Origin of the sequence: Clavibacter vidaverae (assembly GCF_047529985.1) — a bacterium.
In the GTDB taxonomy this organism is placed as follows: Bacteria; Actinomycetota; Actinomycetes; order Actinomycetales; family Microbacteriaceae; genus Clavibacter; species Clavibacter nebraskensis_A.
In genome coordinates, this window is sequence record NZ_JBLJAM010000001.1 from 1,285,588 (window position 1) to 1,308,765 (window position 23,178).

Annotated in this window: 21 protein-coding genes; 3 read left to right on the forward strand and 18 right to left on the reverse strand. The window is 71.9% G+C overall.

All coding sequences use genetic code 11. From position 1 onward, the window contains the following. Position 1: 1 nt before the first annotated feature. Positions 2 to 769, forward strand: coding sequence for a DUF305 domain-containing protein (locus tag ACMT9T_RS05910; protein ID WP_414744672.1), 768 nt, complete (start codon positions 2 to 4; stop codon positions 767 to 769). A gap of 87 nt (positions 770 to 856) precedes the next feature. Here the strand turns inward: ACMT9T_RS05910 and ACMT9T_RS05915 are convergent, their stop codons facing one another. The 4 genes from ACMT9T_RS05915 to ACMT9T_RS05930 form a co-directional block, all read right to left on the reverse strand. Next, positions 857 to 2,737: an ABC transporter ATP-binding protein gene (locus tag ACMT9T_RS05915; RefSeq protein ID WP_414745860.1), complete on the reverse strand. Its 1,881-nt coding sequence runs from the start codon at positions 2,735 to 2,737 to the stop codon at positions 857 to 859. 123 nt (positions 2,738 to 2,860) lie between these two features. Beyond that, complete coding sequence (locus tag ACMT9T_RS05920; RefSeq protein WP_414744673.1) at positions 2,861 to 3,847, reverse strand: carbohydrate ABC transporter permease; 987 nt, start codon at positions 3,845 to 3,847, stop codon at positions 2,861 to 2,863. After that, positions 3,844 to 4,815 (reverse strand): carbohydrate ABC transporter permease, encoded by a 972-nt coding sequence (locus ACMT9T_RS05925; RefSeq protein ID WP_116052823.1) that lies wholly within the window; start codon positions 4,813 to 4,815, stop codon positions 3,844 to 3,846. The genes ACMT9T_RS05920 and ACMT9T_RS05925 overlap by 4 nt, the downstream gene beginning before the upstream one ends. Before the next feature lie 124 nt (positions 4,816 to 4,939). After that, complete coding sequence (locus ACMT9T_RS05930; RefSeq protein WP_414744674.1) at positions 4,940 to 6,304, reverse strand: ABC transporter substrate-binding protein; 1,365 nt, start codon at positions 6,302 to 6,304, stop codon at positions 4,940 to 4,942. Positions 6,305 to 6,615: 311 nt separating this feature from the next. Between ACMT9T_RS05930 and ACMT9T_RS05935 the strand changes: the two genes are divergently transcribed. After that, positions 6,616 to 7,635, forward strand: a complete 1,020-nt coding sequence (locus ACMT9T_RS05935) for a LacI family DNA-binding transcriptional regulator (protein ID WP_414744675.1) — start codon at positions 6,616 to 6,618, stop codon at positions 7,633 to 7,635. Positions 7,636 to 7,683: 48 nt separating this feature from the next. Here ACMT9T_RS05935 and ACMT9T_RS05940 read toward each other — a convergent pair whose 3' ends face one another. Next, entirely contained in the window at positions 7,684 to 8,916 is a 1,233-nt protein-coding gene (locus ACMT9T_RS05940; RefSeq protein WP_414744676.1) for an MFS transporter, read from the reverse strand. A 63-nt stretch (positions 8,917 to 8,979) separates the two neighbouring features. After that, positions 8,980 to 9,432: a MarR family winged helix-turn-helix transcriptional regulator gene (locus tag ACMT9T_RS05945; RefSeq protein ID WP_414744677.1), complete on the reverse strand. Its 453-nt coding sequence runs from the start codon at positions 9,430 to 9,432 to the stop codon at positions 8,980 to 8,982. 155 nt (positions 9,433 to 9,587) lie between these two features. On the opposite strand from ACMT9T_RS05945, the gene ACMT9T_RS05950 reads away from it, so the two are divergent. Further along, positions 9,588 to 11,225 carry a helix-turn-helix transcriptional regulator gene (locus ACMT9T_RS05950; RefSeq protein WP_414744678.1) on the forward strand — a complete coding sequence of 546 codons (1,638 nt, stop codon included), beginning with the start codon at positions 9,588 to 9,590 and terminating at the stop codon, positions 11,223 to 11,225. Between the two features lie 97 nt (positions 11,226 to 11,322). Here ACMT9T_RS05950 and rplL read toward each other — a convergent pair whose 3' ends face one another. The 12 genes from rplL to ACMT9T_RS06010 all read right to left on the reverse strand — a co-directional run bounded on the left by rplL (position 11,323) and on the right by ACMT9T_RS06010 (position 23,162). Next, positions 11,323 to 11,706 (reverse strand): 50S ribosomal protein L7/L12, encoded by a 384-nt coding sequence (gene rplL, locus ACMT9T_RS05955; RefSeq protein WP_012037546.1) that lies wholly within the window; start codon positions 11,704 to 11,706, stop codon positions 11,323 to 11,325. A 74-nt stretch (positions 11,707 to 11,780) separates the two neighbouring features. Further along, positions 11,781 to 12,296: a 50S ribosomal protein L10 gene (gene rplJ, locus ACMT9T_RS05960; RefSeq protein WP_015489565.1), complete on the reverse strand. Its 516-nt coding sequence runs from the start codon at positions 12,294 to 12,296 to the stop codon at positions 11,781 to 11,783. Between the two features lie 301 nt (positions 12,297 to 12,597). Continuing rightward, complete coding sequence (locus tag ACMT9T_RS05965) at positions 12,598 to 13,575, reverse strand: aldo/keto reductase (protein WP_414744679.1); 978 nt, start codon at positions 13,573 to 13,575, stop codon at positions 12,598 to 12,600. After that, positions 13,572 to 14,459 (reverse strand): NAD-dependent epimerase/dehydratase family protein, encoded by an 888-nt coding sequence (locus tag ACMT9T_RS05970; RefSeq protein ID WP_414744680.1) that lies wholly within the window; start codon positions 14,457 to 14,459, stop codon positions 13,572 to 13,574. Before ACMT9T_RS05970 ends, ACMT9T_RS05965 begins: the two co-directional genes overlap by 4 nt. A gap of 164 nt (positions 14,460 to 14,623) precedes the next feature. Then, entirely contained in the window at positions 14,624 to 17,134 is a 2,511-nt protein-coding gene (locus ACMT9T_RS05975; RefSeq protein ID WP_414744681.1) for an ATP-dependent Clp protease ATP-binding subunit, read from the reverse strand. A 141-nt stretch (positions 17,135 to 17,275) separates the two neighbouring features. Continuing rightward, positions 17,276 to 17,458: a hypothetical protein gene (locus tag ACMT9T_RS05980; protein WP_116052838.1), complete on the reverse strand. Its 183-nt coding sequence runs from the start codon at positions 17,456 to 17,458 to the stop codon at positions 17,276 to 17,278. Positions 17,459 to 17,479: 21 nt separating this feature from the next. Next, positions 17,480 to 17,605 (reverse strand): hypothetical protein, encoded by a 126-nt coding sequence (locus tag ACMT9T_RS05985; protein WP_268745656.1) that lies wholly within the window; start codon positions 17,603 to 17,605, stop codon positions 17,480 to 17,482. A gap of 7 nt (positions 17,606 to 17,612) precedes the next feature. Continuing rightward, a complete protein-coding gene (lysS, locus tag ACMT9T_RS05990) occupies positions 17,613 to 19,148 on the reverse strand; it encodes a lysine--tRNA ligase (protein ID WP_414744682.1) in 1,536 nt (511 codons plus the stop codon). A 128-nt stretch (positions 19,149 to 19,276) separates the two neighbouring features. Beyond that, positions 19,277 to 20,155, reverse strand: coding sequence for a pantoate--beta-alanine ligase (panC, locus tag ACMT9T_RS05995; protein ID WP_414744683.1), 879 nt, complete (start codon positions 20,153 to 20,155; stop codon positions 19,277 to 19,279). Between the two features lie 42 nt (positions 20,156 to 20,197). After that, on the reverse strand, positions 20,198 to 20,959 hold the full coding sequence (locus ACMT9T_RS06000) for a Rossmann-like and DUF2520 domain-containing protein (protein ID WP_116052842.1): 762 nt from the start codon (positions 20,957 to 20,959) through the stop codon (positions 20,198 to 20,200). After that, positions 20,956 to 22,677 carry a PH domain-containing protein gene (locus tag ACMT9T_RS06005; RefSeq protein ID WP_414744684.1) on the reverse strand — a complete coding sequence of 574 codons (1,722 nt, stop codon included), beginning with the start codon at positions 22,675 to 22,677 and terminating at the stop codon, positions 20,956 to 20,958. The genes ACMT9T_RS06000 and ACMT9T_RS06005 overlap by 4 nt, the downstream gene beginning before the upstream one ends. Further along, entirely contained in the window at positions 22,674 to 23,162 is a 489-nt protein-coding gene (locus ACMT9T_RS06010; protein ID WP_414744685.1) for a PH domain-containing protein, read from the reverse strand. Before ACMT9T_RS06010 ends, ACMT9T_RS06005 begins: the two co-directional genes overlap by 4 nt. Positions 23,163 to 23,178: the final 16 nt, after the last annotated feature.

Below are 23,178 nucleotides of genomic sequence, written 5' to 3' on the forward strand. Positions count from 1 at the left end.
CGTGGCCGACCACGACCGCGACGCCTCCGACCCGCGCCCCGACGACGACCTCGTCGTCGACCACGTGCCGGACGACGACATCCGCGAGGAGGAGCTCGAGGGCCTCGTCGCGCACGGCGAGGCGCAGCGCGCCCGCGGCCGGCGGATCCGCATCGGCCTCGCGGCGGGCATCGTCGCGGTCGCGCTCGTGGTCGCCGGGCTCCTCGTGGGCCGCGTCACCGCGCCCGTGTCCGCCCTCACGCCCAGCACGAACAGCGCCGAGGCCGGCTTCTCCCGCGACATGCAGGTGCACCACGAGCAGGCCGTGCAGATGTCGCTCATGATCATCGACCGCACGGACGACCCCGAGGTCAAGCTCATCGCTCAGGACATCGCGCAGGCGCAGTCCCAGCAGGCCGGCCAGATGTACGCGTTCCTCACCTCGTGGGGCCTCGACCAGGCGCCGTCGCAGCCGCGTATGACGTGGATGACGCTGCCGACGCTCGACGGCAAGACCGACCACTCGTCCATGGACATGACGCCGGGCGCCACCATGCCGGGCCTCGCGTCGCAGGCCGACCTCGACGAGCTGCGGTCGCTCACGGGCGTCGAGGCCGAGAGGAAGTACCTGACGCTGATGATCGCCCACCACCGCGGCGGCGTCGAGATGGCCCAGGCCCTCCTCGACCGGTCGCGGAACCCGATGGTCACCGGCATCGCCAGCGGCATGGTCATGGTGCAGGAGAAGGAGATCCTCTACATGCAGCAGCTCCTCGACGCGCGGTCCTGAGCCGTCCTCCCCGCACCGCCCGTCCGCCCCGCGGGCGGGCGGTCGTCGTCTACGGGGCCATGCGCGGGAAGGCGATGCGGATCCGGGTCAGGCGGCCTCGGTGCGCTGGTCGCTGTACAGCCGCGCGTACTCGCCGCGGCGGGCCAGCAGCTCGACGTGCGTGCCCTGCTCGACGATGCGGCCGGCGACGACCACGAAGATGACGTCGGCGTCGACCACGGTCGAGAGCCGGTGCGCGATGGCGATCGTCGTGCGCCCGCGCGACGCGGTGTCGAGGGCCTGCTGCACGACGCGCTCCGAGATCGCGTCGAGCGCGCTCGTGGCCTCGTCGAGGATCAGCACGGCCGGGTCCTTGAGCAGCACGCGCGCGATGGCGATGCGCTGCTTCTCGCCGCCGGAGAGCCGGTAGCCGCGCTCCCCCACGAGCGTGTCGTACCCGTCGGGGAACGACTCGATGGTCTGGTGGATGTTCGCGGCCCGCGCCGCCTGCTCGATCTGCTCCTGCGTGGCGTCGGGCCGCGCGTACCGGAGGTTCTCGCCGATGGTCGCGTGGAACAGGTACGTCTCCTGGCTCACGATGCCGATGTTCTCCAGCAGCGACTCCTGCTCGAGGTCGCGCACGTCCTCGCCCGCGAAGAGCACGCGGCCGCCGGTCACGTCGTGGAAGCGCGGGATGAGGTACGAGACCGTGGTCTTGCCCGCGCCCGAGGGGCCGACGAACGCGGCGAACTGGCCCGGCTGGATCTCGAACGACATGCCGTCGAGCGTCGGCCGCTCGCCGGGCCGCGTGTCCGGGTAGGAGAAGCGCACGTCGTCGAACGCGACGCGGCCGAGCGCCGGACCGGCCGCCACGGGGCGCGCGTCGTGCCGGTCGCGGATGGCGGGCTCGAGGTCGAGGTACTCGAAGATGCGGGCGAAGAGCGCCCCCGAGGTCTGGAGGTCGAGCGCGACGCGCATCAGGCCGATGAGCGGCCACATGAGGCGCGCCTGCACGGTCGTGAACGCGACGATGGTGCCCGCGGTGACGCTCACGCCGCCCGTGATGAGGAAGCCCGCGACCACGTAGACGATGGCCGGGATGATCGACAGGAAGATCTGCACGAGCGCGAAGAACCACTGCCCGCTCATCTGCTGGCTCACCTGCAGCCGGATCTGCGTGCGGTTCTCCGCCTCGTAGCGCGCGGTCTCGGCGGCCTGCCGGTTGAAGCTCTTCGACAGCAGGATGCCGGAGACCGAGAGCGTCTCCTGCGTGATGGCCGTCATGTCCGACAGCGACTCCTGCGTCCTCGACGCGATCCGCGCGCGCACCTGCCCCACGCGCCGCTGCGCGACGACGAGCACGGGCATGAGCACGACGGCCACGAGGGTCAGCTGCCAGTTGAGCACGAGCATGGCGACGAGGGCCGCGATCACGGTCACGGTGTTGCCGAGCACGCTCGAGACGGTGTTGGTGAGGACGGCCGCGACGCCGCCGACGTCGTTCTGCAGGCGGGACTGGATCACGCCCGTCTTGGTGCGCGTGAAGAAGCCGAGCTCCATGCTCTGCAGGTGGCGGAACAGGTCGACGCGCATGGATCCCATGACCCGGTTGCCGACCGTCGCCGTGAGGTAGGTCTGCCAGACGCCGAGGCCGGCGCCCGCGATCCAGATGGCGATCATGACGGCGACGAGCTCGACCAGCACGGGGATGTCGGGGCCGCCGGTCGGCGGGAACAGCCCGCGGTCGAACGCCTGCTGCGTGAGCAGCGGCGGCACGACCGTGAGGCCCGCGCCGACCAGGACGAGCGCGATCGTGAGGATGAGGGCTCGGCGGTGCGGCTGGAACAGCTCCGCGATCCGGCCCAGCAGGTTCTCGACGCGCGGCGCCTCGGCGTTGGCCTTGCGCTGGGCCTCGGCGTCGGCCGCGCTCACCCGTCCGCGGCGTCCGCCGCCTCCGCGCATCCCGCCGCCCGCGGCGATGTCGCCCATCCTCGTCATTCCGGCGATTTTACGCCCGTGGGGGATCTCCCCCGACCACGTGGCGCCGGGCGGACGACGACGGCCCGGCCGCCCGCGTGAGCGGACGACCGGGCCGCGGTCGGCGGGCGCGGATCAGCCCTTCGTGGATCCCGCCAGCAGGCCCCGCACGAAGTAGCGCTGCAGGCTGAAGAACACGATCAGCGGCACGATGAGCGAGACGAACGCCGCCGCCGTGAGCCGCTGCCAGTCCTGTCCGCGCGTCCCCGTGAGCTCCGCGAGGCGCTGCGTGAGCGGCGCGACGTCGGCCGTGCCGCCCGAGAAGATCAGCGCCACCAGCAGGTCGTTCCAGACCCACAGGAACTGGAAGATCGCGAACGACGCGATGGCCGGCAGGGCCAGCGGCAGCACGATGCGGAAGAACACCTGGCCGTGGCTCGCGCCGTCGACGCGGGCCGCCTCGATGACCTCGCCCGGGATCTCCGAGATGAAGTTGTGCAGCAGGAAGATCGCCAGCGGCAGCGCGAAGATCGTGTGCGCCACCCACACCGGCAGGTAGCCCTGGTCCGGGATGATCGGGATGACGGCGTGCACCGCCTCCTGCAGCGGGCGGAGCGTGCGCGTGAACATCTGCAGCAGCGGGATGAGCGCCATCTGCAGCGGCACGATCTGCAGCGCGAAGATCAGCACGAACAGGAAGTTCGAGCCCTTGAACTTGATCCACGCGAACGCGTACGCGGCCATCGACGCGATGACCAGCGGGAACAGCGTCGCCGGGATCGCGATGGCGAGCGAGTTCACGAAGTACGAGCCCAGCTGCGGCGACGACTGCGAGGTCGAGAGCAGCACGTCCTGGTAGTTGTCGAGCGTGAATCCCGGGTTCTGGAAGATCGTCCACCAGCCGGTGGTCTGGATCAGGCCGGCCGGCCGGAACGACGAGACGAACAGGCCGAAGGTCGGCAGCGTCCAGAGCACCGCGATGATCAGCGCGGCGACCGTCGCGCGACGCGAGGTGAGCCGGTTCTTCACGCGGCGGCTCTTCGCGCCGACCGTGGCGGCCTGCTCGATGGTGCCGCGGCGGGCCCCGTCCGCGACGGGAAGGTCGGCGGGTGCGACGCTCATCGGATTTCCCTCTGCTTGCTCATGACGCGGACGTTGTAGATGACGATCGGCAGCACCATGAGGAACAGCACGATCGCGAGCGCGGAGCCGCGGCCCTGCTCGCCGGCGCGGAACGCCTGCGTGTACATCTCGTTGGCGATGACGCTCGTGTCGAAGTTGCCCGCCGTCATCGTGCGGACGATGTCGAAGACCTTGAGCGTCGCGATGGAGATGGTGGTGACGACCACGACGAGCGACCCGCGGATGCCGGGGAGCGTCACGTTCAGGAACCGCTCCCACGCGTTCGTGCCGTCGAGCTGCGCGGCCTCGAGCTGCTCGGTGGGCACGCCCTTGATGCTCGCGGAGAGGACGACCATGGCGAAGCCGGTCTGGATCCAGATCATCACGATGATGAGCAGCGCCGTGTTGACGGGTTCGGTCTGCAGCCACTGCACGGGCTCCTGGCCCATCCACACGAGGATCTGGTTGAGCAGGCCGATCTGCGCGTTGTCGCCCGACTTGTAGTCGTAGACGAAGCGCCAGATGATGCCGGCCCCGACGAACGAGATGGCCATCGGCATGAACACGAGGGCCTTGAAGTACTTCTCGCCGCGGGACTTGTCGATGAAGACCGCGTACGCGAGGCCGATGGCCGTCGACAGCAGCGGGACGAAGACCACCCAGATGACGGTGTTGAGCAGCGTGCGGAGCGCGGACGGCTGGGTGAACATCCAGACGAAGTTGTCGAGGCCCGCCCACTCGCCGCTGTTGTCGCGGAACGCGAGCAGCGTCGTGCGGAACGCGGGGTAGATGAGGCCGACGGCCAGCAGGATCAGCGCGGGGAGCACGAAGGCGCCGAGCTGCACCCAGTCCTTGCCGCGCTTCGGCGCCTTGTCGATGAGGAACAGGATCAGCCCGATCACCACGGCGAAGACGGCCAGCGCGGCCACCACCTGCAGGATCTTGCCGATCAGATCAGCGGTCGTCATGGACGTCTCGCCCTTCGGGTCGGGGTGGGTGTGGGAGCGGGGCCGCCGCGCGTGCGCGGCGACCCCGCCGGTTCCCGCGTGCGTGCGGGGGACGGTGGCCGGCCCGGTCAGGGCCGGCCGTCGATCAGGACGCGGGCCAGCTCGACTCGATGGCGTCGACCGTCTTCTGGGTCGAGTCGCCGCTCAGCCAGCCGACGATCCCCTTCCAGAAGGAGTCGGTGCCGACCGCGCCGGGCATGAGGTCCGAGCCGTCGAAGCGGAACGTGGCGTTCGGGTCCTGGAGGATCTCGATGCTCTGCTTGAGGATGTCGCTCGTCGCGTTCGCGGGGTCGAGCCCCTTGTTCGCGCTGATGACGCCGCCCAGCTTCACGCGGTTGTTCGCCCAGGTGTCGCTCGAGAGGTAGGAGAGCACCGCGGTGATCTCGTCGCTCGTCTTGAACGCGCCGACGAGCTCGCCGCCGCCGGTGACGGCCGTGGAGTCGCCCGCGTCCGTGGGCGGCAGGAGGAACGCGTAGACGTCGCCGTCGGGCGAGACCTTCGCGTCGGTGCCGTCGGCCTTCTTCCAGAAGCCCTCGTAGAACGAGGCCTGGTGGTGCAGCGAGCACTCGCCGTCGAGGATCGGGAGGCCGGCGTCGCCGAACTCCGTGGAGATGATCGACGAGACGTCGCCCAGGCCGCCGTTGACGTAGTCGGGGTTCTTGATGATCTCGCCGACGTCGTCGAACGCCTTGGCGATCGCGGGGTCGTTGAACGGGATCTCGTGCTTCACCCACTTGTCGTAGGTCTCCGGACCGGCCTCGCGGAGGACGTAGTCCTCGATCCAGTCGGTGCCCGACCAGCCGGTGGCGTCGCCGGATCCGATGCCGACGCACCAGGGCTTGTGGTCGCCCTCGGCCGCGATCTTCTCGGTGAGGGCCATGAGCTCCGCGGTGGACTTCGGGGTCTCGTAGCCCTTCTCCGTGAACTCGCTCGGCGAGTACCAGACGTAGCCCTTGACGCTCGCCATGAGCGGCGCGCCGTAGAAGGTGCCGTCGACGGTGCCGTAGCCCTTCCAGTCGGTGGACCAGCCCTTGTCGACGTTCTCCTCGACCGCGGCGGGCGCGGCCTGCAGGTAGCCCTTCGACGCGAGCACGTTGAAGAGGCCGGGCTGCGGGATGATGCCGATGTCGGGAGCCGAGTCGCCCTCCGCGAGGACCGCGATCTGCGCCTCGAACTCCTTGGTGCCCTGGTAGTTCACGGTGATGCCCGTGCAGGTCTGGAAGTCCTTCCAGGACTCCACGAGGCGGTCGGCCTCGTCGTCCTGGATCGTGCCGCCGATGCTGACCTCGGGGCTGCCCTCGAACTCGCCGTACGACGAGTAGGGCGAGCAGTCGGTGTCTGCCTTGTCCTCGGCCGCGATGTCGCCCGTGCATCCCGTGAGCGCGAGGCCGGCGATGCCGACCGCTGCGAGGGGTGCCGCGAAGCGACGTCGGAATAGGGCGTGGCCCATGTGCGTCTCCTCTTCATCGAGTGGATGCGGGCTGCCCCGCCGTCCTGTGCTGCGTGCGTCGGCGGGTGAGGCGCCGTCGCCCGGAACCTTTTCCTCCGTATGGGGAACCGGTTCCACAGGTCAACGTAGGGGAGCTCGCAGGTCACGGCAAGGCGGATCAGGTAACGAAACGGTCTACCTCGGGGCCGCGACGGGTGCGCCGCCGTCTCCGATGCGCCATCATCGGACCAGACCCCGCGCATCCTGGAACCGCTTCCAGTGCGCGCGTCCGGCGCGACGGTGCGCCGCGGGACCCGATGAGAGGGAGCGCGATGAGCGCCATCGCCGACGTCGCCCGGCTCGCCGGGGTCTCGAAGGCCACCGCCTCCCGCGCCCTCAGCGGTCGGGGCTACGTCTCCCCCGCCACCCGCACCCGGGTCTCCGAGGCCGCGGCCGAGATCGGCTACGTCGTCTCCTCGAACGCGTCGAGCCTCGTGACCGGGCAGTCGAAGAACGTGGGCGTCGTCCTGCCGTACATCAACCGCTGGTTCTTCGCCGAGCTGCTGGAGGGGATCGAGGAGGCGCTGATCGAGGCCGACTACGACCTCACGCTCTACCGCCTCACCGCCGACCCCGAGCAGCGGCGGAAGGTGTTCGAGTACTTCCTCGTGCGCAAGCGCGTGGACGCGGTGATCGCGGTGAGCGTCGCGCTCACGCCCGCGGAGGTCGTGCGGCTGCGCTCGCTCGACAAGCCGCTCGTCGGCATCGGCGGCCCGGTCGAGGGCATGAGCACGCTCAGCATCGACGACGAGGCCGCCGCGCGCCTGGCGACCGAGCACCTGCTGAGCCTCGGCCACGCGCGCGTGGTGCACCTCGGCGGCGACCTGCACGCGCAGATGGCGTTCTTCGTGCACGCGAAGCGGCTGGCGGGCTACCGGGCGGCGATGGACGCGGATCCGCGCGGGCTCGAGGCGCGCTTCGCCACGGCCGAGTTCACGATCGACGGCGGCTTCCGCTCCGCGATGGCGCTGCTGGCGGATCCGCGGACCCGCCCGACCGCGGTCTTCGCGGCCTCCGACGAGATCGCCATCGGGACGATCCTCGCCGCGCGGCAGCTGGGGATCGCGGTGCCGGCCGAGCTCTCCGTCGCGGGCATCGACGGGCACGCGCTCGCGCCGCTGTTCGGGCTCACGACCGTCGAGCAGCACCCGCGGCAGCAGGGCCGCACCGCGGTGGGCATGGTGCTCCAGGGGCTCGCGCCGGGCGGGGCGCCGGAGCGGACGTGCACGATGCCCGTGGACTTCGCCGCCCGCGCGAGCACGACGGCGCCCCCGGCCCCGGCCGCGCCATGAGCGCTGTCGGGGCCGGGGGCGGATGACGGGGATCCGACCGACCGGGCGTCAGGCGTCGCCGGCGGTGACCGCCTGCGCCTCCTCGAGGGCGTCGACGGGGGCGTCGTCCACGCGGCGGAGCCAGCGGTGGCCGGCGACGACGATCACGAGGGCGACGAGCACGGATCCGGCCGCGGCGTAGTACGGCGCGGCGTCCGAGAACAGGCGCGCGAGCTCGGTCGCGGCGGGCGGGGCGATGGCGCCGCCGAGGAACCGCACGGACGAGTACGCGGAGGACGCGACGCTGCGCGGGTGGTCGGTGGCCTCCATCACGCACTCGGTGAGGACCGTGTTCAGGACGCCGAGCAGGAGCCCGCCCACGATCACGCAGATCACGAGCCCGGTCGCCGAGCGGACCACGAGGCCGGCCGCGGCGAGGTCGGCGGCGAGGAGCGGGAGCACCAGCCGGAGGACCGAGGTGCGCGCCATCCGCCGGGTGAGCAGCGGCGCCACGAGCACCGACGTGATCGCGAGGCCCACGCCCCAGCCGAAGAAGGTGAGGCCGAGGCCGATGGCGTCGAAGCCGAGCGGGAACGGCGTGTAGGCGAGCAGCACGAAGAAGCCGATGTTGTAGAAGAGCGCGGCGGCGGCCAGCACCGCGAGCGCGGGGGTGCGGAGCGCGCGCAGCGGGGCGGACAGGCGCATGGGCGCACGGGGGCCGTCGTCCTTGCCGAGGAGGGCCAGGATCGCGATGAAGCCGACCGCCATGAGCGTCGCCGTCCCGAAGAACGGGCCGCGCCAGCTCCAGCTGCCGAGGAGGCCGCCGAGGAGCGGGCCGATCGCGATGCCGAGGCCGAGGGCCGCCTCGTAGAGCATGATCGCGGAGGCCGTGCCGCCGGACGCGGATCCGACGATGGTCGCGAGCGCCGTGGAGATGAAGAGCGCGTTGCCGAGGCCCCAGCCGGCGCGGAAGCCGATGACGGACTCGACGTCGTGCGAGAGGCCGGCGGCCGCCGCGAACACGACGATCACGGCGAGGCCGATGAGCAGGGTGCGCTTGGCGCCGATGCGGCTGGAGATCCAGCTGGTGACGAGCATCGCGAGCCCGGTGACGAGCAGGTAGCTGGTGAAGAGGAGCTCGGCCTGGGTGGCGGTGGCGTCGAGGCTCTCCGCGATGGCGGGGAGGATCGGGTCGACGAGGCCGATGCCCATGAACGCGATGACGCACGCGAAGGCGACGGCGAAGACGGAGCGGGGCTGGCGGAAGATGTCGCGGAACGACGCGTGCTGCTGGGTGGACACGGGTGCGGTGTCGCCTCCTGGATTCGGTGCGGATGGGGTGGGGTGCGGGGAGGGCCGGCGGGCTCAGGCCGCGCCGGGCGGGTCGCCGTCGATGCGCGCCATGACGAGCTCGACGGCCCGGGCGAGCACGGCCACGTCGTCGGCGGGCAGGTCGGCGAAGCGCGGCACGAGCGCGGTCGCGAGGCGGTCGCGCCAGTCGTCGAGGGCGGCGCGGCCCGCGGGCGTGATCTCGAGCAGGGTCGCGCGGGCGTCGGAGGGGTCCGTCACCTGCGCGATCCAGCCCTGGCCGACGAGCGAGCGCACGATCTTGGTGGTCGTGGGCTGCGAGACGCGGCTGCGGTCGGCGAGCACGCCGAGGCGCATCCCGCCCGGCCAGGTCACCAGCACGGAGAGGGTCCGCCAGATGGCGGGCGAGCTCGTGCCGCCGACCTCGTGGGCGGCGAGGCGGGTGAGCCGGTGGCCGGCCGTCACCAGGTCGCCGAGGACGGCGCGGAGGTCCGGATCGGTCGAGGTCATGCCCCAATCGTATAGCTGAGCTATCGATATGTCGAGCCGGATCCGCTCCCCGGGCCGGTCGGCCGCCGCGATCCGATCGCACCGAGGGGCCGAGACCGTCCTAGCCTGAGATGCACCCGGCCGGATGCAGGCCGGCAGCGGCCGCAGGAGGTGCGATGGCCGACGCGCAGACCGTCGAGTCCCTGGAGCACGCCGTGGACGAGGCCCTCGATCGCGGCGACGCGGCCGCGGCGGCCCGCGCGATCGCCCGGGCCTGGCCGCACCACGTCGACCTGCACCCCCACCGGATCCGCGCCCTCTACGACCGCCTCCCGCCCGCGGCGTGGGAGGACGACGCCTGGATGGTCGCGGGCATCGCCGCCACCTACCGCGGCACGTCGGAGTCCGACCGGCGGGCCTCGTTCCCCTACCGCTCCGCCGTCGAGCTGCTGCTCACCGCGGATCCGCCGCCCGCCCCCGTCGTGCGCGCCGCCGTGCTCGTGCACCGCGCCGCCGGCGACCGGCGCACGGGCCGGCTCGCCGACGCGCGCGGCGCCCTCGCCGACGCGCGCCGGCTGCTCGATTCGGAGCGCGGCATCGCCCTGTCGGCCCGCATCTCCCTGCAGGCCGCGGTCGCGCTGCAGGAGGGGCTGGTGCTCGCGCACCTCGGCGCGTTCACGGCGGCGCGCGACGAGCTGCGGATCGCCGAGGCGCTGGCGGCGCGACACCTGGTGCTCGCGGACCGGCTGGAGTGCCGCGGCGCGCTCGCCTACGTGGCCTATTGCTTGGGCGAGATGGAGGAGGCGCGCGAGCTCGTGGATCAGGCGCGGGAGCTCCTCGCGGCGGACGGCGCCGGGCCGGAGCTCGCGCGGAGCGGCTTCCGGGCGCCGACCGAGATCACGGCCGCGCTCATCGCCGTGGACGAGATGCGCCGGGATGCCGCCCGCTCACTGCTCGACGACCTCCGCCCCCTGTGCGCGGGCACCGACTGGGAGCTGCTCGGCCTCTACGCGGAGGCGACCGTCGCGGCCATCCGCGGACTGCGGCTCGACGCGCTCGACCACCTCCGCCGCCTGCACACCCGCGGGACGGCCTGGCAGGAGCAGGGGCCGGTGCCGACCATGCGCGACTCCCTGCGCGCGTCGCTGCTCATGCACCTCGGGCAGACGGCGGCGGCATGGGATCTCGTCCGCACGCTCGCGCCGACCGAGCACCACTCCACGTGCCCGGCCATGGTCGCCGGACGACTGCGCGTGCTGGCCGGCGACCACCAGGGCGCCCTCGCGGAGGTCGCCGACTGCCTGGCGCTCGACGACGCCCACGCCGGGCGCACACTCGGGGACGTCCTGCTCGTCGTCGCGGCCGCGCACAGCGGGCTCGGCGACCACGCACGGGGCGACCACGCCTACGACCGCGCCGCGCGGCATGCGGCCACGTCGGGCATCCGCCGACCGTTCGCGGTCTTCCCCGCCTCCGCCGCCGCGGCGCTGCGGGAGCGAGCGCTGGAGCGCGAGCAGCCGCCGGACGTGCGCCGGATGATGGAGGGGATGCGCGTCGAGTCCGCGCCGGGCGCGCCGACGGTGCCGGCGCCGGCCCGCGCCGAGCCGCTGAGCGAGCGCGAGCGGGCCATCGTGGCGTGCCTCGCCGACGGGCTCACGGTCGCGCAGATCGCCGGCCGGCTGTTCATCTCGCCGAACACGGTGAAGTCGCACGTGCGGAGCGTCTACCGGAAGCTCGACGCGTCGTCCCGCGCCGAGGCGGTCGACCGGGCGCGGGCCCTTGGCCACGACCTCCGACGGGGCTCCGGGGCCTGATCCCGCCGGGGCCTGGTCCTGTGCCGCCCCGGATACGACGCAGGGCGCCGACCCCCGGAAGGGGATCGGCGCCCTGGGCGCTGTGCGGTGGTACGAGCTACTTGACGGTGACCGTCGCGCCCGCGGCCTCGAGCTGGGCCTTGGCCTTGTCGGCGGCCTCCTTGTTGGCGCCCTCCAGGACGGCCTTGGGGGCTCCGTCGACGAGGGCCTTCGCCTCACCGAGGCCGAGGCTGGTGAGGGCGCGCACCTCCTTGATGACCTGGATCTTCTTGTCGCCGGCGGCCTCGAGGATGACGTCGAACGCGGTCTTCTCCTCGACCTCCTCGGCGGGGGCAGCGGCGCCGGGGGCGGCGGCAGCGGCGACGGGCGCCGCGGCGGTGACCTCGAAGACCTCCTCGAACTTCTTGACGAAGTCGCTGAGCTCGATGAGCGTGAGCTCCTTGAAGGCCTCGATGAGCTCGTCGTTAGAGAGCTTTGCCATGATGTATCTCCTTGGGTTGGTGTGGTGTCTCGTGGATCAGTGCATCGCGCCCCGGGGATGGGACCCGAGGGGTGCTACTGAGCCGATTCCTGCTTCTCGCGCAGCGCCTCGACGGTGCGTACGGCCTGCGAGAGCGGTGCGTTGAACAGGTACGCCGCGCCGAAGAGCGAGGCCTTGAAGGCGCCGGCGAGCTTGCCGAGCAGCACCTCCCGCGACTCGAGGTCGGCGAGCTTGTTCACCTCGTCCGCCGTCAGGGGGTTGCCGTCGAAGTAACCGCCCTTCACGACGAGAAGAGGGTTGGCCTTGGTGAAGGCACGCAGCGCCTTCGCGACGGCGACGGTGTCGCCGTGCACGAACGCGATCGCGGACGGGCCGACGAGCTCGTCGTCGAACGACGAGATCCCCGCCTGGTTCGCCGCGATCTTGGTCAGCGTGTTCTTCACCACGGCGTAGGTCGCGTCTGCACTGATGCTCTTCCGCAGCTGCTTGAGCTGGGCAACGGTGAGACCGCGGTACTCGGTGAGCAGTACGGCGTTCGAGCTGCGGAACTTCTCCGCGAGCTCGGCGACCGAGGCTTCCTTGTTCGCCATGGCACTCCTTATCACGTGGTTCCCCGACACCGCGGAAGCGGTGCGAGGTGCTGGCAGCCCCCGGCTGCACACATGAGAAACGCTCCGGCACAGGAGGCCGGAGCGGGAGTGACGCGCAGGCCCTCGGGGCGTGCGCGGTTCTTGCTTCGATCACCTGCGCGGGCCTTCACCTGAGTGAACCTTCGTCCGGCGATTCCCCTTGCGGAGGCACGCCGACGACCAGCGGTCTGTGGCTCCGTTCAGAGTAGGGGACGAAGGACCGCCCGCGCAAGTCGGACCTGCGCGGGCGATCCCGGTGCGACTAGTAGCCGACGACCGCGTGCGGCACGTAGTGCTCCTCGAGCAGGGCCACCTCGTCGTCCGTGAGCTCGAGGTCGAGCGACGCGACCGCGTCCTCGATGTGCGCGACCTTCGTGCCGCCCACGATGGGCGCGGTCACGACGGGGTTCCGCGACACCCACGCGAGGGCGACCTGCGCGCGCGGCACCCCGCGCGCCTCGGCGACCTCCGCGACGCGCGCGGCGACCCGGCGGTCCGAGTCCTCCTGCGCGGCGTACAGCGTCGACCCGAACTCGTCGGTCTCGCTGCGGGCGGTCCACGCATCCCAGTCGCGCGTCAGGCGCCCGCGGGCGAGCGGGCTCCACGGCAGGGATCCCACGCCCTCGTCGGCGCAGAGGGGCAGCATCTCGCGCTCCTCCTCGCGGTTGACGAGGTTGTAGTGGTCCTGCATCGTGACGAACCGCGACCAGCCGTTCGCCCGCTGCAGGTGCAGCGCCTTCGAGAACCGCCAGGCGTCCATCGACGAGGCGCCGAGGTAGCGCACCTTGCCCGCCTTCACGAGGTCGTCGAGCGCCTCGAGGGTCTCCTCGAGCGGCGTCGCGGGGTCGTAGCGGTGGATCTGGTACAGGTCCACGTAGTCGGTCCCGAGCCGGCGGAGGCTCTCGTCGATCTGCCACATGATGTGCTTGCGCGACAGCCCGCGCGAGTTCGGCCCCTCCCCCATGGCGCCGTGCACCTTGGTGGCGATGACCACCTCCTCGCGCCTCGTCAGCTCCTTCAGGGCGCGGCCGGTGATCTCCTCGCTCGACCCGTCGGAGTACACGTTCGCGGTGTCGAAGAAGGTGATCCCGAGCTCGACCGCGCTCTGGATGAGCGGCCGCGAGTCCTCCTCGGAGAGCGTCCACGCGTGGCCACCGCGCGTCGGCTCGCCGTAGCTCATGCAGCCGAGGGCGATGGCCGACACCTCGGTCCCGGTGCTGCCCAGGCGGACGTACCTCAAGAAGGGTGCCCCGCGACCAGGTCCTCGCCCGTGGTGGCCGGCGCGTGGTCGCGCCAGGTGTGCTCGGGCTCGTAGCCGAGGATCCGCCGAGCCTTGTCGATGGACAGCAGCGTCTCGTGCTCGCCGAGCTCCTTCGTGACCTCGACGCCGGGGAAGACCTCGGCGGCGAGCTCCGCGGAGGAGCGGCTCATGACGGTGTCGGCGTTGGCGACGATGAAGCGGTCGAAGCCGGTCCCGTCGTGCTCGAGCGCCTTGCGGACGGCTTGCGCGCCGTCGCGGCCGTCGATGTAGCCCCACAGGTTCCACTTGCGCGCGAGCGCGTCGTCGTCGAAGCCCGGGAACGCGTCGTAGTCGTCGACGTCCATGACGTTGGAGAAGCGGAGCGCGGTGACCTGCAGCTCGGGATCCCAGCGGCACAGCTCGATGGCCATCTGCTCCTCGAGGTGCTTCACGAGCGAGTACGTGCTGTTGGGCTGCGCCGGGTACTCCTCATCGACGGGGATGTACGGCGGCGGCACGTCGAACGGCAGGCCGAGCACGGTCTCGCTCGACGCGTAGACCACCTTCGTGATGCCCGCCCGGCGCGCGGCCTGGAAGACGTTGAAGCTCGTGAGCATGTTGTTGTGGAACGTGGCCACGTCGCTCAGGATCGCGGGGGCCGGGATCGCGGCGAGGTGCACGATCGCGTCGAACCCGTCGTGCAGGTCCTGGACGCCGAACAGGGCGTCGACCACCTGCCCGTAGTCGGTGGTGTCGACGCGGACGTAGCCGGATCCGCGCTCCCCCACCTGGTCGATGTTGGTGACTTCGTGTCCGTGGGCGCGCAGGTCGGCGACGACGTGGCGGCCGAGCTTCCCCGAGCCCCCGGTGACGGCAATTCTCATCAGCGAGCATCTCCTTCGTGGGGCGGTTCCGCCCCCGTCCATCCTGGCCCGGGGCACGCGGCGGCGACAGCGGCTCGGAGCGCACCCGCAGCCGCGACCCGCGGACACGGCGACGGCCCGCCGCCCCCTTCTCGGGGACGACGGGCCGTCGTGGTCGTGCGGGACTACTCGCTGGTGATGGCGAGGTCCGGGGTGCCGGGACCGGTGCCGATGCCGGCGCCGACCGTGAGCCCCTCGCGCTGCGTGGTGACGAACGTGAACTGGCCGTCCACGTAGTCCACGTGCACGTGGTCGCCCGCGTTGAGGTCGCCCTGCAGGATGCGCTCCGACAGGCGGTCCTCGATCTCGTGCTGCACCGCGCGGCGCAGAGGCCGGGCGCCGAGCGACGGGTCGAAGCCGACCTCGATGAGGCGCTCCTTCGCGGCGGTCTCGAGCGTGATCGTGAGGTCGCGGTCCATCATGCGGTCCGACAGGCGCTTCACGAACAGGTCGACGATCTGGAGCAGCTCGGGCTTCGACAGCTGCGGGAAGACGATGGTGTCGTCCACGCGGTTGAGGAACTCGGGCTTGAAGTTCTTCTTCAGCTCCTCGCTGACCTTGCCCTTCATGCGCTCGTAGGAGTTCGCGGCGTTGTTCTCGACCTGGAACCCGACCGGGGCACCAGTGATGTCCTTGGTGCCGAGGTTGGTGGTCATGATGATGACCGTGTTCTTGAAGTCGACCACGCGGCCCTGGCCATCCGTCAGGCGTCCCTCCTCCAGGATCTGGAGCAGCGAGTTGAAGATGTCCGGGTGGGCCTTCTCGATCTCGTCGAAGAGCACCACGGAGAACGGCTTGCGGCGCACCTTCTCGGTGAGCTGGCCGCCCTCCTCGAAGCCGACGAATCCGGGAGGGGCGCCGAAGAGGCGGCTCACGGTGTGCTTCTCGCCGTACTCGCTCATGTCGAGCGAGATGAGGGCGTCCTCGTCGTCGAAGAGGAACTCCGCCAGGGCCTTCGCGAGCTCCGTCTTGCCGACGCCCGTGGGGCCGGCGAAGATGAACGATCCCGAGGGACGACGCGGGTCCTTGAGGCCGGCGCGCGTGCGGCGGATGGTCTTGGACAGGGCCGAGATGGCCTCCTCCTGGCCGATGACCCGCTGGTGCAGGGCCTTCTCCATGAAGACGAGCCGCGAGGACTCCTCCTCCGTGAGCTTGAAGACCGGGATGCCCGTGGCCTGCGCCAGCACCTCGGCGATCAGGCCCTCGTCGACCTCGGCGGTGGTGCGGACGTCGCCCGAGCGCCACTGCTTCTCGAGGCGGAGCCGCTCGCCGAGGAGGTTCTTCTCCTCGTCGCGCAGGCTCGCGGCCTTCTCGAAGTCCTGGTCCTCGATGGCCGTCTCCTTGGCCACGCGGACCACGGAGATCTTCTCGTCGAACTCGCGGAGCTCCGGCGGGGCCGACAGGATCGAGAGGCGCAGGCGCGCGCCGGCCTCGTCGATCAGGTCGATGGCCTTGTCCGGCAGGAAGCGGTCGGCGATGTAGCGGTCGGCGAGGTTCGCCGCCGAGACGATGGCGCCGTCGGTGATGGACACCTTGTGGAACGCCTCGTACTTGTCGCGCAGGCCCTTCAGGATGTTGATCGTGTGCGGCAGCGAGGGCTCCTGCACCTGGATCGGCTGGAAGCGGCGCTCGAGGGCCGCGTCCTTCTCGAAGTGCTTGCGGTACTCGTCGAGCGTGGTGGCGCCGATGGTCTGCAGCTCGCCGCGCGCCAGGAGCGGCTTGAGGATGCTGGCCGCGTCGATCGCGCCCTCGGCGGCACCCGCGCCGACGAGGGTGTGGATCTCGTCGATGAAGGTGATGATGTCGCCGCGGGTGCGGATCTCCTTGGTGACCTTCTTGAGGCGCTCCTCGAAGTCGCCGCGGTAGCGGGAACCGGCGATGAGCGAGCCGAGGTCGAGCGTGTAGAGCTGCTTGTCCTTCAGCGTCTCCGGGACGTCGCCCTTGACGATGGCCTGCGCCAGGCCCTCGACGACGGCGGTCTTGCCGACGCCGGGCTCGCCGATGAGGACGGGGTTGTTCTTGGAGCGGCGCGACAGGATCTGCATCACGCGCTCGATCTCCTTCTCGCGCCCGATGACGGGGTCGAGCTTGCCGTCGCGCGCGGCCTGCGTGAGGTTGCGCCCGAACTGGTCGAGGACCGTGGAGCCCGCCTGCTGGCTCTGCTGGGCCTCGCCGCCGACGGCGACCGCCTCCTTGCCCTGGTATCCGGACAGGAGCTGGATGACCTGCTGGCGCACGCGGTTGAGGTCCGCGCCGAGCTTGACGAGCACCTGCGCGGCGACTCCCTCGCCCTCGCGGATCAGGCCGAGCAGGATGTGCTCGGTGCCGATGTAGTTGTGGCCGAGCTGGAGGGCCTCGCGGAGCGACAGCTCGAGGACCTTCTTGGCGCGCGGCGTGAACGGGATGTGACCCGTGGGCTGCTGCTGGCCCTGGCCGATGATGTCCTGGACCTGTTCGCGGACGGCATCGAGGGAGATGCCGAGCGACTCCAGGGCCTTGGCGGCCACGCCTTCGCCCTCGTGGATGAGGCCGAGCAGGATGTGCTCGGTCCCGATGTAGTTGTGGTTGAGCATCTTGGCCTCTTCTTGGGCCAGGACGACGACGCGACGAGCGCGGTCGGTGAATCTCTCGAACATCTGTATCTCCCTGGGCACCGGGGCAGGGGGCCGGCGCCGATATGTAGAGAGTAACGACGGGTTCGAGCAGTGCATGCCCCTGTTCGCCGTGGGCGTGACGCGATGCGCCAGGCGGCGGATCGGGCTCCTCGGCGGCGGGCGCTAGCGGTCGGCGTCGGGCGCGGGGACGCCCATGCGGGCGCGCTCCTTCGCCTCGATGGCGGCGTAGGCGCGTCGCTCCTGCTTGTCCGCCTGGATGACGGCTCGCATGATGAACCAGAAGATCAGCCCCACGCCGAGGGTGGGGAGGATCGACCAGATCGCGCTCGCCCAGAAAGCATCCATGCGAGAAGGATACGCCGCGCTCTACGTGAGGATGCCCGCGATGCCCTGGCCGATCATGACGACGGCGATGCCGCCCACGATGATCCAGAGGGCGTAGCGCGCGGTGGTGGGCTTCTTGGGGTCGGTGCCGTTGGGGCCGAGGGGCATGGGGTGCCTACTTCACTAAGGGGAACAGGATGGTCTCGCGGATGCCGAGGCCGGTGATGGCCATGAGGAGCCGGTCGACCCCCATGCCCATGCCGCCCGACGGCGGCATGCCGTGCTCGAGCGCGCGGAGGAACTCCTCGTCGAGCGGCATGGCCTCGTCGTCGCCGCGCGCCGACTGGCGCGCCTGGTCGACGAAGCGCTCGCGCTGGACGACGGGATCCACGAGCTCGGAGTAGCCGGTGGCCAGCTCGAAGCCGCGGATGTAGAGGTCCCACTTCTCGACGACGCCCTCGATGGAGCGGTGCGCGCGCGTGAGCGGCGAGGTCTCGACGGGGAAGTCGAGCACGAAGGTGGGGCGCTCGAGGCCGCCCTTGACGAAGTGCTCCCAGAGCTCCTCGACGAGCTTGCCGTGCGTGCTCAGCGGCACGACGACGCCCTCGCGGTCGGCGATGGCCTGCAGCTCGTCGACGGTGGTGGCGGGGGTGATCTCGACGCCGGCGGCCTCGCTCAGCGAGCCGTACATGGAGATGCGGTCCCACTCGCCGCCGAGGTCGTACTCGGTGCCGTCGGCCCACGTGACGACGTGGCTGCCGGCGACGGCCATGGCCGCGTCCTGCACCAGCGTCTGCGTGAGCTCGGCGATGGAGGTGTAGTCGCCGTAGGCCTCGTACGCCTCGAGCATCGCGAACTCGGGGCTGTGCGTGGAGTCGGCGCCCTCGTTGCGGAAGTTGCGGTTGATCTCGAAGACGCGGTCGATGCCGCCGACCACCGCGCGCTTGAGGTACAGCTCGGGCGCGATGCGGAGGTACATCTCCGTGTCGAAGGCGTTGGAGTGCGTGACGAACGGGCGGGCGGATGCGCCGCCGTGCATCACCTGGAGCATGGGCGTCTCGACCTCGACGTAGCCGCGCTGGCGGAACGTCTCGCGCATGGAGGCGTTGACCTTCGCGCGGTCGAGCACGTTCTTCCTGGCCTGGTCGCGGACGATGAGGTCGAGGTAGCGGCTGCGCACGCGGGTCTCGTCGGAGAGCTCGGAGTGCAGGTTGGGCAGGGGCAGCAGGGCCTTGGACGCGATGCGCCACTCGGAGGCCATGATCGACAGCTCGCCCTTGCGGCTCGCGATGACGCGGCCGGCCACGAAGACGTGGTCGCCCAGGTCGACGAGCTCCTTCCACGCGGCGAGCGCCTCGTCGCCGACCTCGGCCAGCGAGATCATGGCCTGGATGCGCGTGCCGTCGCCGGCCTGGAGCGTGGCGAAGCAGAGCTTGCCGGTGTTGCGGAAGTGGACGACGCGGCCGGCGATGCCGACCACGTGGTCGGTCTCCTGGCCGGGCTCGAGGTGGCCGAACTCGGCGCGGACCGCGGGGATGGTTGTCGTGACGGGGACCTGCACCGGGTACGCGCCCTCGCCGGGGCCGCCCTGGGCGTTGAGGCGGGCGCGCTTGGCGAGGCGCACGGCCTTCTGCTCGGCGATGTCCTCGGCGGACTCCTCCACGGCGGCGGGCGTGGCGGTGGTCGCGGGCGTTCCGGGGCTGTCGGTCATGTGCGGACGGATCCTCGCGGGTCGAAGGGGCTTCTCGGCCGAGCGGCCTCCCGTCGATTCTCGCAGGTGCGGGCGGGGGCCGGGCACGGCCGGTCGGACGGGCGCCGGACGCGGCGCCCGCACGCGGATCAGGCGATGACGACCGTGTCGTTGTCGATGAGGCGCGTGCTGCCGACGCGGGCCGCGACGACGGCGAGGGCCACGCCGCGGTAGCCGTCGTCGACGGGCTCGAAGGTCGCGGGATCCACCACCTGGAAGTAGTCGAGCGCGACGGCGGGCTCGCCCATGACGACCGACTGCGCGGCGGCGATGACGGCGTCGATGCCGCGGGATCCCGCGCTCTGGGCGGCCTCGAGCGCGGCCGGGATGACGCGGGCGGCGCGGCGCTCGCGGTCGTCGAGGTAGCGGTTGCGGCTGGAGAGGGCGAGGCCGTCGGGCTCGCGCACGGTGGGCAGCTCCTCGATGACGACGGGCAGGTCGAGGTCGCGCACCATGCGGCGCACGAGGTGCAGCTGCTGAGCGTCCTTGCGGCCGAACGTGGCGACGTCGGGCGCGCAGATGTGGAGGAGCTTCGCCACGACGGTGAGCATGCCGTCGAAGTGGCCGGGGCGGGAGCGACCCTCGAGCGCGAGGGCGACGGATCCGCCGGTGACGCGGATGCGCGCCGGGCCGTCCGGGTACATCTCGGCGGCGGACGGTGCGAAGACGAGGTCGACGCCGGTGGCGGCGAGCGCCTCGACGTCGGCGTCGAGCGTGCGCGGGTAGGCGTCGAGGTCCTCCCCCGCGCCGAACTGCAGCGGGTTGACGAAGATCGAGACGACCACGAGGGATCCGAGCTCGCGGGCGCGGCGGGCGTGCGCCAGGTGGCCCTCGTGCAGCGCGCCCATCGTGGGGACGAGGACGACGACGGCCTCCTCGCCGGCGGCGGCGCGGGCGGCGCGGTGGTCGCGGACGCGGGCGCGCAGCTCGGCGATGCCGGTGACGACGGTGGGCGCGGGGATCGTCATGCCGTGGTGCTCCTCGGGTGCTCGGGACGCGGACGCACCAGGTTAGTGCGCGTCCGGATCCTCGTCCGCCGGCAGCGGGACGTCGCCCGTGGTGAGCCGCGCGCCGCCTGCTGCGGAGGAGCGGCGGAGCGCGTCGTCGACGGCCGAGCGGATCAGCGGGCCGAGCACGCGCCCCGGCTCCTCCACGCCGATGCCCGCGAGGAGGCCCGCCGCCTGGTCGACGATCGCGGTGGAGAACGTGGTCGCGGTGGCGATGGCCTCCGCGTAGGCCGCGCGGTCCCGCTCCTCGACGACGACGGGCTCGCCGCCCATCTCCACCACGAGCACCTGGGCGATGGGGAGCACGGGCGCGGGGGCGGTGACGGCGAACCAGCTGTCGAGCATGCGGCTGAGGTCCATGCTCGTGCCGGTGAACGACATCGCCGGGTGGATGGCGAGCGGGATGATGCCGGCGGCGAACGCGGGCGCGAGCACCTGGATCCCGTGCGCGGCCGACGTGTGCATGACCAGCTGGCCCGCCTGCCAGGCGCCCGTGGCGGCGAGGCCGGACACGAGGCCGGGGAGCTCGGCGTCGGGGACGGCGAGGATCACGAGCTCGCTGCGCTCGACGATCTCGGGGATGTCGAGCACGGGCACGTCGGGCAGCATCGCCTCGGCGCGCTCGCGGCTCGCCTCCGAGACCGCGGAGATGCCCGTGATGGCGTGGCCGGCGCCCGCGAGCGCCATGCCGAGGACGGGGCCGACGCGGCCCGCGCCGATGATGCCGACGCCGAGGCGGCCGGAGCGCTGGGACGGGGCGGTCATGCGGGGTCCTCGGGGGTGGATCGGTGGCGCGGGGCGTCGGGGGTGGGCGGGGCGTCGGGCGCGATCACGGGATCCGGTGCGGTCGCCGCCGCGGATCCCGGCGCCGGCCAGCTCGCGGCCTCGGCACCCCAGTGCGCCGACGTGTCGGCCCGGGCGGAGGCGACGGCCGCCGCGACGAGGCGCGTCGACAGCTCCACGCCCGTGGCGCGGTCGATGGCGCCGAGCCGGGTGTCCACGGGGCCCGCGACGGTCGCCGCGCGCACGGAGACGAGGTCCAGCCGGCGGTCGATGGGGCCCTGCGTGAGGTCGACGCCCTGCGTGCGCGCGTGCGGGACGACGATCAGGCGGCGCCAGATCACGCCGCGGCGGACGAGGAACGCGGAGTCGTCGACCGCGAAGCCGGTGCGGCGCCAGGAGAAGGGCTTGAGGATCCAGGCGCGGCGGGGCGACGTCGTGAAGCCGTCGTCGGCGCCCCCGCCGCGGCCGGTCATGCCCGTGCCGATGAGCGCGAGCGCGTCCTCCCCCACCAGCTGCGGGAGGACCAGGCCGAGGACGCGGTCGACGTCCCGGCGGTCGCCCACGGGGAGGATCGACGTGTTCTGCTGCCCGGCGGCCCCCGGCGCGGACGAGTGCGAGGCGCGCGTGATGCGGATCTCCCACCAGCCGGCCGCGCGCCAGAGCAGCGGCTGCACGACCTCGACCGCGTGGATCCGGCCGGGCGGGATGGTGTCGTTGCTCGTGGAGAGCAGGCCGAAGCCGACGCGCACGCCGTCGGGGGTGCCGGCGACGCTGTAGCGCAGCGAGCGGGTGATGCGCCGCGCGAAGAAGCCGGCGGATCCGAGCAGCGTGGGCAGCAGCGGCACGAGCAGGTACCAGGCCTCGAAGCGCACCATGAGCGGGATCCCGACGACCACGAACAGCACGAGCACCACGGTGGGCGCGGACAGGAGCACGGCGCCGATGAGGCGCGGGATCGGGATCCGCACGACCGACTGCGGCGGGGCCGCGTCCGGGTCGAGCTCGGGCGCGAGGAACTCGTCGACGCGGGAGCCGACGAAGCCGCGCGGCGCGTTCGCGGGAGCGCCGGCGGCCGCGCCGGAGCCGGCCGCCTCGGCGCGCGCGCCCGACGCGAGCCGCAGCACGCGGAGGCGGAACGCGTCCGCGTCGCGCGAGCGGAGGTAGTGCAGCGGGAGGTTCGCGTCGTTGCCCGCGACCTGGATCTCGAGCTTCGCCGCGCCGATCAGCCGGGCGATGAGCGGACGCGTGATGCCCACGCCCTGGATCCGGTCGAGCCGGGCCCGCCGGTTCGTGCGCGACAGGATCCCGCTGCGCACCTCGACGGTCTCGTCGGTGACGCGGAACGTGTGCATGCGCCACGACAGGTAGGAGATGCCGACCGCGAGGAGCGTGAAGGCGAGGAGGCCGAGGATCACCCAGATGAGGGCGCCGGACTCGACGAGCCACGGGATGAGGTCGGACTCGCCGTCCGCCTGCTCTCGCCCGGGCACGAACCGCTCCACGAGCTGCTCGCGGAAGGACGAGACGAGGAAGCCGATCGCCAGCAGGAACACGACGCCGCCGCGCAGCAGGGGCGTGGCCGGGTGGAGGCGGTGCCAGCCGCCGTCGGTGAGCTCCTCGGCGATGCGCGCCTCGGTGGCGGGGATCGCGGGCGCGGGGTCGGCGGAGGGCGCCGGATCCGCGGGCGCGTCGTCGGTCACAGCCCGGCCCGGCGCGTCTCGGCGAGGGCCACCAGGTGGTCGCGGAGCTCCTCGGCGTCCTGGTTCCGGAGGCCGGGGATCTGGATGCTGGCGGATGCCGCCGCCGTCACGAGCTTGAGGTCGGCGAGGCCGAGCGCCCGGCCGACGGGGCCGCGCGTGATGTCGACGAGCTGCATCCGGCCGTACGGGACGGCGACGATGCGCGTCCACATGATGCCGCGACGGAAGACGAGGTCGTCCTCGCGCAGCTGGTAGCCCATCGCGCGCACGCGGCGGGGCACGATCACGAGGGTCACGACCAGCTCGAGGAGCGCGGCGGCCCCCAGGACGATCGGCAGCCAGCCCGGCGCCTCGACGGAGAAGAGGAACGCCGCGACGCCGCCGAGGACGAGGGCGGTGATCACGCCGCCCACCAGCTCGACGCCGACGAGGCGCGGGGAGACGCGGCGCCACTGGACGCCGTGCGGGTCGACGTTCGCGGTCACGGTGCTCCTCCGGTGG

What these genes read in the sequence shown, in the direction of transcription:
- ACMT9T_RS05915 (WP_414745860.1), bottom strand. Translation starts at nt 2,737, where the DNA reads ATGGGCGACATCGCCGCGGGCGGCGGGATGCGCGGAGGCGGCGGACGC.
- ACMT9T_RS05920 (WP_414744673.1), bottom strand. Translation starts at nt 3,847, where the DNA reads ATGAGCGTCGCACCCGCCGACCTTCCCGTCGCGGACGGGGCCCGCCGC.
- ACMT9T_RS05925 (WP_116052823.1), bottom strand. Translation starts at nt 4,815, where the DNA reads ATGACGACCGCTGATCTGATCGGCAAGATCCTGCAGGTGGTGGCCGCG.
- ACMT9T_RS05930 (WP_414744674.1), bottom strand. Translation starts at nt 6,304, where the DNA reads ATGGGCCACGCCCTATTCCGACGTCGCTTCGCGGCACCCCTCGCAGCG.
- ACMT9T_RS05935 (WP_414744675.1), top strand. Translation starts at nt 6,616, where the DNA reads ATGAGCGCCATCGCCGACGTCGCCCGGCTCGCCGGGGTCTCGAAGGCC.
- ACMT9T_RS05945 (WP_414744677.1), bottom strand. Translation starts at nt 9,432, where the DNA reads ATGACCTCGACCGATCCGGACCTCCGCGCCGTCCTCGGCGACCTGGTG.
- ACMT9T_RS05950 (WP_414744678.1), top strand. Translation starts at nt 9,588, where the DNA reads ATGGCCGACGCGCAGACCGTCGAGTCCCTGGAGCACGCCGTGGACGAG.
- rplL (WP_012037546.1), bottom strand. Translation starts at nt 11,706, where the DNA reads ATGGCAAAGCTCTCTAACGACGAGCTCATCGAGGCCTTCAAGGAGCTC.
- rplJ (WP_015489565.1), bottom strand. Translation starts at nt 12,296, where the DNA reads ATGGCGAACAAGGAAGCCTCGGTCGCCGAGCTCGCGGAGAAGTTCCGC.
- ACMT9T_RS05970 (WP_414744680.1), bottom strand. Translation starts at nt 14,459, where the DNA reads ATGAGAATTGCCGTCACCGGGGGCTCGGGGAAGCTCGGCCGCCACGTC.
- ACMT9T_RS05975 (WP_414744681.1), bottom strand. Translation starts at nt 17,134, where the DNA reads ATGTTCGAGAGATTCACCGACCGCGCTCGTCGCGTCGTCGTCCTGGCC.
- ACMT9T_RS05980 (WP_116052838.1), bottom strand. Translation starts at nt 17,458, where the DNA reads ATGGATGCTTTCTGGGCGAGCGCGATCTGGTCGATCCTCCCCACCCTC.
- ACMT9T_RS05985 (WP_268745656.1), bottom strand. Translation starts at nt 17,605, where the DNA reads ATGCCCCTCGGCCCCAACGGCACCGACCCCAAGAAGCCCACCACCGCG.
- lysS (WP_414744682.1), bottom strand. Translation starts at nt 19,148, where the DNA reads ATGACCGACAGCCCCGGAACGCCCGCGACCACCGCCACGCCCGCCGCC.
- panC (WP_414744683.1), bottom strand. Translation starts at nt 20,155, where the DNA reads ATGACGATCCCCGCGCCCACCGTCGTCACCGGCATCGCCGAGCTGCGC.
- ACMT9T_RS06000 (WP_116052842.1), bottom strand. Translation starts at nt 20,959, where the DNA reads ATGACCGCCCCGTCCCAGCGCTCCGGCCGCCTCGGCGTCGGCATCATC.